10 protein-coding genes are annotated in these 6,856 nt (G+C 67.8%); 9 read left to right on the forward strand and 1 reads right to left on the reverse strand.

The window, feature by feature from the left end; translation table 11 throughout:
* From VLG41_RS21410 to VLG41_RS21450, 9 genes are all read left to right on the forward strand, one after another.
* The coding region (locus tag VLG41_RS21410; RefSeq protein ID WP_325351408.1) for a DUF488 domain-containing protein at positions 1-334 on the forward strand (334 nt) is incomplete at its 5' end.
* Positions 335-361: 27 nt separating this feature from the next.
* Positions 362-739 carry a YciI family protein gene (locus VLG41_RS21415; RefSeq protein ID WP_325351409.1) on the forward strand — a complete coding sequence of 126 codons (378 nt, stop codon included), beginning with the start codon at positions 362-364 and terminating at the stop codon, positions 737-739.
* A complete protein-coding gene (locus VLG41_RS21420; protein WP_325351410.1) occupies positions 736-1,206 on the forward strand; it encodes a DUF1772 domain-containing protein in 471 nt (156 codons plus the stop codon). The genes VLG41_RS21415 and VLG41_RS21420 overlap by 4 nt, the downstream gene beginning before the upstream one ends.
* Before the next feature lie 25 nt (positions 1,207-1,231).
* A complete protein-coding gene (locus VLG41_RS21425) occupies positions 1,232-1,636 on the forward strand; it encodes a VOC family protein (RefSeq protein WP_325351411.1) in 405 nt (134 codons plus the stop codon).
* A gap of 77 nt (positions 1,637-1,713) precedes the next feature.
* The gene (locus VLG41_RS21430; RefSeq protein ID WP_325351412.1) at positions 1,714-2,073 is read left to right on the forward strand and encodes a DUF1304 domain-containing protein; all 360 of its coding nucleotides are present in this window, start codon (positions 1,714-1,716) and stop codon (positions 2,071-2,073) included.
* Between the two features lie 2 nt (positions 2,074-2,075).
* Complete coding sequence (locus VLG41_RS21435) at positions 2,076-2,462, forward strand: RidA family protein (protein WP_325351413.1); 387 nt, start codon at positions 2,076-2,078, stop codon at positions 2,460-2,462.
* Positions 2,463-2,485: 23 nt separating this feature from the next.
* Complete coding sequence (locus tag VLG41_RS21440) at positions 2,486-2,914, forward strand: VOC family protein (RefSeq protein ID WP_325351414.1); 429 nt, start codon at positions 2,486-2,488, stop codon at positions 2,912-2,914.
* A gap of 81 nt (positions 2,915-2,995) precedes the next feature.
* Entirely contained in the window at positions 2,996-4,288 is a 1,293-nt protein-coding gene (gene gshA / locus VLG41_RS21445) for a glutamate--cysteine ligase (protein WP_325351415.1), read from the forward strand.
* Positions 4,289-4,416: 128 nt separating this feature from the next.
* On the forward strand, positions 4,417-6,285 hold the full coding sequence (locus tag VLG41_RS21450) for a potassium transporter Kup (RefSeq protein WP_325351416.1): 1,869 nt from the start codon (positions 4,417-4,419) through the stop codon (positions 6,283-6,285).
* Positions 6,286-6,349: 64 nt separating this feature from the next.
* On the opposite strand, the gene VLG41_RS21455 is transcribed toward VLG41_RS21450, so the two are convergent.
* Positions 6,350-6,784: a DUF4148 domain-containing protein gene (locus tag VLG41_RS21455; RefSeq protein WP_186329784.1), complete on the reverse strand. Its 435-nt coding sequence runs from the start codon at positions 6,782-6,784 to the stop codon at positions 6,350-6,352.
* Positions 6,785-6,856 lie beyond the last annotated feature (72 nt).

Here is a 6,856-nt window from a genome sequence, read left to right on the forward strand (position 1 = left end):
CGTCGGCACGGTGCGGCGCCCGCCGCGCGGCGTGCCCAAGAGCGAGTTCGCGCGCCAGGACTGGTACGACGTGTGGTTCCCCAACCTCGCGCCCAGCCCCGACACCATGAAGCTCGGCCAGCAGGCCGAAACGCCGGCCGACTGGGCGGCGTTCACACGCCGTTACCGCGCCGAAATGGCCGCACCCGAGAATGCGCACGCCGTCGCGCTGCTCGCGGCCCTGTCGCACCAGAGCGATTTTTCCGTGGGCTGCTACTGCGAACACGAGGAACGTTGCCACCGTTCGGTGCTGCGCGAATTGCTGGCCGCAGCGGGCGCGCACCTTGCCGACTGATTCCCCTTCCACTGGAGACACCCGTCCATGAGCGAATTCCTGCTGCTGTCCCGAGGCCAATGGGACGCCGACCAATCCCCCGAACAGATCCAGGGCGCCATCGACGCGTTCTATGGGTGGTTCGACGAGCAGGCCGCCGCTGGCGTGTTCAAGGGCGGCAGCCGGCTGGGCACGGGCTGCCGGCTCGTCACGCGCGAGCGCGTGCTCGACGGGCCCTTCACCGAAGCCAAGGAAATCATCGGCGGCTACTGGTTCATCGTGGCCGACAGCCTGGATGAGGCCGCGCGCATCGCGGCAAAGAACCCCTGCCTGGCCTGCGGGCTGAGCTACGAGATCCGGCCGCTGGAGGCCGAGCGCGCGAGCGCGTTTCGCGCCGCCAATGAAACGCCCATGGCCAGCGCATGAACGCGGTCCTCGCCATCGCCCTGATCGTCGGCTCGGGCCTCATGGCGGGGGTGTTCTTCGCCTTCTCCACCTTCGTGATGAAGGCCCTGGCGCAGTTGCCCGCCGCGCAGGGCGTGGCCGCCATGCAGCGCATCAACGTGGTGGTGCTCAACCCGATGTTCCTGGGCTGCTTCATGGGCACGGCGTTGCTGGGCTTGCTGGCCATCGGCCTGGCGGTGTTCGACTGGCGCGGGCTGGCCTCGGCCTGGATGGTCGCCGCCGGCCTGCTCTACGTGCTGGGCTGCTTCGGCGTCACCATGGCCTTCAACGTGCCGCGCAACGAGCGCCTGGCGCGCCTGGACGCCGATGCGCCGGAGGCCACCGGCTACTGGGCGCGCTACGTGCGCGAATGGACCTTCTGGAACCACGTGCGCACCGTCGCGCCCACGCTGGCGGTGGTGTGCGCGGCGCTGTCGCTGCGGGTCTGAGACCGCGCCCAAGGACGTTCGAGCCATGCCTGCCATCCTCAACATCGACGTCCCCGACCTCGACGCGGCGATCGAGTTCTATGCGCGCGCCACGGGCCTGAACCTGGTGCGCCGCCTGTTCGACGACACCGTGGCCGAGATGGAGGGCGAGGGCCTGCGCGTGATGCTGCTGCTCGTGGCGCCCGGCACCCGGCCTGTGCCGCAGGCCACGCTGGAGCGCGACTACGGCCGGCACTGGACGCCCGTGCACCTGGACTTCGTGGTGCCCGACGTGGAGGCCGCCACCCACCTGGCCATGGCCGCCGGCGCGACCCTGGATCTGCCGATCGAGGACTTCGTCTGGGGCCGCCAGGCCTGCCTGCGCGACCCCTTCGGCCACGGCTTCTGCTTCCTGCAGTGGCTGGGGCGCGGCTACGACGAAGTGGCCTGAACGCCCGGGCGCGCGGTGGCCGCCTGCGCACCCGCCCGGCGCGCTAGCATCGCGCTCGGTCATCCAAGGAGCCCTCCATGTCCACCGCCGCCAACGTCGTCGTGCTGCTCGTCGCGCTCATCCACGTCTACATCCTCGTGCTCGAGATGTTCCTGTGGGACAAGCCCAAGGGCATGAAGGCCTTCAACCTCACGCCCGAGTTCGCCGCGCAGACCAAGGTGCTGGCGGCCAACCAGGGCCTCTACAACGGCTTCCTCGCGGCCGGCCTGTTCTGGGGCCTGTTCCTCGGCCCCGAAGGCTTCGCGGTCAAGGGGTTCTTCCTGCTGTGCGTGCTGGTGGCCGGCCTCTACGGCGCGGCCACGGCCAGCAAGCGCATCCTGTTCGTGCAGGCCGTGCCGGCCACGCTCGGCCTCGTGCTGCTCTACCTGGGCCGTTGACCATGTCCCGCACCCTCATTTCTTCCGGTTCCACCTTCGAGGCGGAGATCGGCTACTCGCGCGCCGTCGTGCAGGGCGACTGGGTCTTCGTCTCTGGCACCACGGGATTCGACTACGGCACGATGACCATCGCACCCGACATCGAAACCCAGACTGAGCAGTGCCTGCGCAACATCGAGGCCGCCCTGCAGCAGGCCGGCGCCAGCCTGCGCGACGTGGTGCGCGTGAACTACGTATTGCCCGACGGCGGTGAATTCCCCAAGACCTGGCCCGTGCTGCGCCGCTTCTTCGGCGAGGTGCGGCCCGCGGCCATGATGATCTCGGCCGGCCTGACCGACCCGCGCATGCGCATCGAGATCGAGGTGACGGCGCTCAAGTCGCCCGGCTGAGATCGCTCACCCAAGGAGCACCCATGTTCACGTACATCACCCTGGGCACCGACGACCTGGTGCGCGCCGCGCGCTTCTACGACGCCGCGCTCGGCGCGCTCGGACACACGCGCTGCGAGCCGCCTGGCACCGAAGAGCCCGGCTGGATCGGCTGGGGCCGATACGAGGACGATGGCCGCGTGCAACTGGCGCTCTGGTTGTGCACGCCCTTCGATGGCCGTCCCGCGGGCGTGGGCAACGGCACGATGGTGGCCTTTGCCGCGCGCGACTGGCAGCAGGTGCGCGACTTCCACGCCGCCGCGCTGGCCCGCGGGGGCCGCAGCGAAGGCGAGCCCGGCCTGCGCCCGCACTACAACCCCGATTTTTTCGCCGCCTACGTGCGCGATCCCGACGGCAACAAGCTCGCCGCCGTGTGCCGGGGCTTCACGAGCGAGCCGCTGGCCGGAGGCTGAGGGCGCTGGGCCGGCGGACCTTGGAATACCCGTCACCGTCCCCATTTACACTGACCCCCCGCCCGGCTCCGCCCCCCTGCCATGGTCCCCCACCTCGTCACCGCCCTCACCGGCCCGATCAACGAACTCGAGCAGCGCATCCTCGAATCCACGCCGGTCATCGAGCGCTGGTTCCGGCTGGAGTGGATGGAGCACACGCCGCCGTTCTACTGTTCCGTGGACATCCGCAACGCCGGCTTCAAGCTCGCGCCGGTGGACACCAATCTGTTTCCGGGCGGCTGGAACAACCTCACGCAGCCCATGCTGCCGCTCGCGGTGCAGTCGGCCATGGCGGCGATCGAGAAGATCTGCCCCGAGGCCAAGAACCTGCTGCTGATCCCCGAGAACCACAGCCGCAACACCTTCTACCTGGCCAACGTGGCGCAGCTGCAGCGCATCTTCCACATGGCCGGCCTGAACGTGCGTGTGGGTTCGGTGGACCCGGAGATCAAGGAGACCAAGACCATCCAGCTGCCCAACGGCGACGAACTCACGCTGGAGCCGGTGGTGCGCAGCAAGCGCCGGCTGGGGCTGAAGAACTTCGACCCCTGCACCATCCTGCTCAACAACGACCTGTCGGCCGGTGCGCCCGGCATCCTGGAAGACCTGCACGAGCAGTACCTGCTGCCGCCGCTGCACGCGGGCTGGTCGGTGCGGCGCAAGAGCCGGCATTTCCAGAGCTACGAAGAGGTATCCAAGCGCTTCGGCAAGCTGCTGGGCATCGACCCCTGGCTCATCCACCCGATGTTCGCCAAGTGCGGCGAGGTCGACTTCGCCGAGGGAGCGGGCATGGACTGCCTGCAGACCAACGTCGATGCGCTGCTGACCAAGGTGCGCCGCAAGTACAAGGAATACGGCATCAACGAGAAGCCCTTCGTGGTCGTGAAGGCCGACAACGGCACCTACGGCATGGGCATCATGACCGTGCACGACGCCGCCGAATTGACGAGCCTGAACCGCAAGTCGCGCAACAAGATGGCCGTGGTCAAGGACGGGCAGCCCGTGCACGACGTGATCATCCAGGAAGGCGTGCTGACGGCCGAGCGCATGCACGACGCCATGGCCGAGCCCGTGGTCTACATGATGGACCGTTACGTGGTGGGTGGTTTCTACCGCGTGCATGCCGACCGCGGCCCCGACGAGAACCTCAACGCGCCGGGCTCGCGCTTCGTGCCCTTGGCTTTCGCCGAGAGTACGCACTTACCCCAGCATGGCATGAAGCCGGGCGCCAGCGCCCCCAACCGCTTCTACATGTACGGCGTGATCGGCCGGCTCGCCCTGGTCGCGGCCAGCTATGAGCTCGAGGCGACGGACCCCGAAGCCGAGGTCTACTGAAGCCATGGCAACGGAAGTTGCTGCAGTGCAACATCAGCGCCGCGGCGGCTTGCCGGTTGCGGGGCGAGGCGCACAATAGCCGTCCCGCGAAACACCAGCCGCTGGCCCCGTGGCCGAGCGGCTTCCCTTTGCAACACGCCAAAACCCCGCTCGCGGCGCTCACCCTGGGCGCCATCGGTGTCGTCTACGGCGACATCGGCACCAGCGTCCTGTACGCGGTCAAGGAGATCTTCGGCTCCGGCCATGTCCCGTTCACGGTGGACAACGTCTACGGCGTGCTGTCCATCCTGTTCTGGACGCTGACCGTCATCGTCTCGCTCAAGTACGTGGTTCTGGTGCTGCGCGCCGACAACGCCGGCGAGGGCGGCCTGGTCGCCATGCTGGCGCTGGCCTCGCAGTCGGTGAAAGACAAGCCGCAGCTGCGCCACGTGCTGCTCTTGGTCGGCATCTTCGGCACCTGCCTGTTCTACGGCGACGGCGTGATCACGCCGGCAATCTCGGTGCTGTCGGCCGTGGAGGGCCTGGAAGTGGTGTCGCCCGCCTTCCGCAAGGCCGTGATCCCGCTCACGCTCGTGATCCTGTTCGCGCTGTTCGCCGTGCAAAAGCGCGGCACGGCCGGCATCGGCAAGTTCTTCGGGCCGATCACGCTGGCCTGGTTCATCGCCATCGCGCTGCTGGGCGTCTCGCACATCTGGCACAACCCCGAAATCCTGTTCGCGCTGAGCCCGCACCACGCGCTGCGCTTCATGTGGCTGAATCCGGGCACGAGCTTCATCATCCTGGGTGCCGTGGTGCTGGCCGTGACGGGGGCCGAGGCGCTCTACGCCGACCTCGGCCATTTCGGCAAGCGGCCGATCCGGCTGGCCTGGTTCGGGGTGGTGATGCCGGCGCTCACGCTCAATTACTTCGGCCAGGGCGCGCTGCTGCTGCGCGAGCCCGAGGCCGTCAAGAACCCGTTCTTCATGATGGCGCCCGAGTGGGCGCTGCTGCCTCTGGTGGGCATGGCCACGGCCGCCGCGGTGATCGCCTCCCAGGCCCTCATCACGGGCGCCTTCTCGGTCACCAAGCAGGTGATCCAGCTGGGCTACCTGCCGCGGCTGCAGATCCAGCACACCAGCGTCAAGGCGGCCGGCCAGATCTACATTCCCTTCGTCAACTGGGGCCTGTTCCTGGCGATCGTGCTGGCCGTGGTGATGTTCAAGTCCTCCAGCAACCTGGCGGCGGCCTACGGCATCGCGGTCTGCACGGACATGCTGATCACCACGGTGCTGACCTTCTTCGTGATCCGCTACGGCTGGAAGTACCCGCTGTGGCTGTGCATCCTGGCCACGGGCTTCTTCTTCGTCGTCGACTTCGCGTTCTGGGCATCCAACCTGCTGAAGCTGTTCGACGGCGGCTGGTTCCCGCTGTTCATCGGCGCCATGATGTTCATGCTCATGATGACCTGGCACGAAGGTCGGCGCCTGCTCAACGAGGCGCTGCGCGCCAACGCCATCGACCTCAAGAGCTTCCTCGAATCGGTGTTCGTGAGCCCGCCCGCGCGCGTGGAGGGCACCGCCGTGTTCCTGACGGCCGAACCCGGCAGCGTGCCCAATGCGCTGCTGCACAACCTCAAGCACAACAAGGTGCTGCACGAGACCAACCTGTTCGTGACCGTGCGCAGCCACGAGCGGCCCTGGATCGGCATGGACAAGCGCCTGCAGATCGAGGCCCTGGGCCACGACTGCTGGCAGGTGGTGCTGCACTACGGCTTCAAGAACGACCCCGACCTGCCGCGCGCGCTGGAGCAGATGCGCGGGCGCGGCTGCGAGATGGAGACCATGACGACGAGCTATTTCCTGTCGCGCGACATGGTGGTGCCCACGCTGGGCACCGGCATGGCGCCCTGGCGCGAGAAGCTCTTCGCACAGATGCACCTGAACGCGAGCGCCGCGGCCGATTTCCTCAAGCTGCCCAGCAACGCGGTCGTGGAGCTCGGCTCCAAGGTCGAGATCTGAACCGCCCAATAAAAAGGCCCGCGCCTTGCGGCGCGGGCCTTTTGCTGCCGGCAGCCGGCGAGGGTCAGACTTCGCCGCCCGGCAGTTCGCCGGCGCGCAGTGCGCGCACAGCGTCGGCACGCACGGCCTCACGCGTCAGCAGGCTCTGGGTCGGGCGGTAGCCGATGTCGGCACCTTCGCCGGCCGGGGCCAGCTGGTGGTTCTGGGCTGCAGCCAGGTATTCGCGCTGAACTTGGTCGCGCGTCAGCGTGCTGGGCTTGGCAGAGGCCAGGACGCCGACATCGCCGACTTCACCGGTCGCGGCCAGCTGGTGGTTGCGTTGGGCTTGCAGGTATTCGTTGCGCACGGCTTCACGGGTCACGGCGCTGGACGTCGCGGCGGGCACCGGCGGAATGTAGCCGACTTCACCACTGGCGTTGACACCGCCGCCGGCGAATGCGGGCGCAGCGACCAGACCGGCTGCGGCGAGCAGGGCGGAGGCGAGGATCTTGGTGTTCATGGTGTTTCCCTTCATTGACATTGACGATGAAATGAAGTTTAAAAACCGTGACGCGATTGAAAAAGCCCGTCC

The sequence above is a fragment of the Hydrogenophaga sp. genome, assembly GCF_035481345.1.
In the GTDB taxonomy this organism is placed as follows: Bacteria; Pseudomonadota; Gammaproteobacteria; order Burkholderiales; family Burkholderiaceae_C; genus Hydrogenophaga.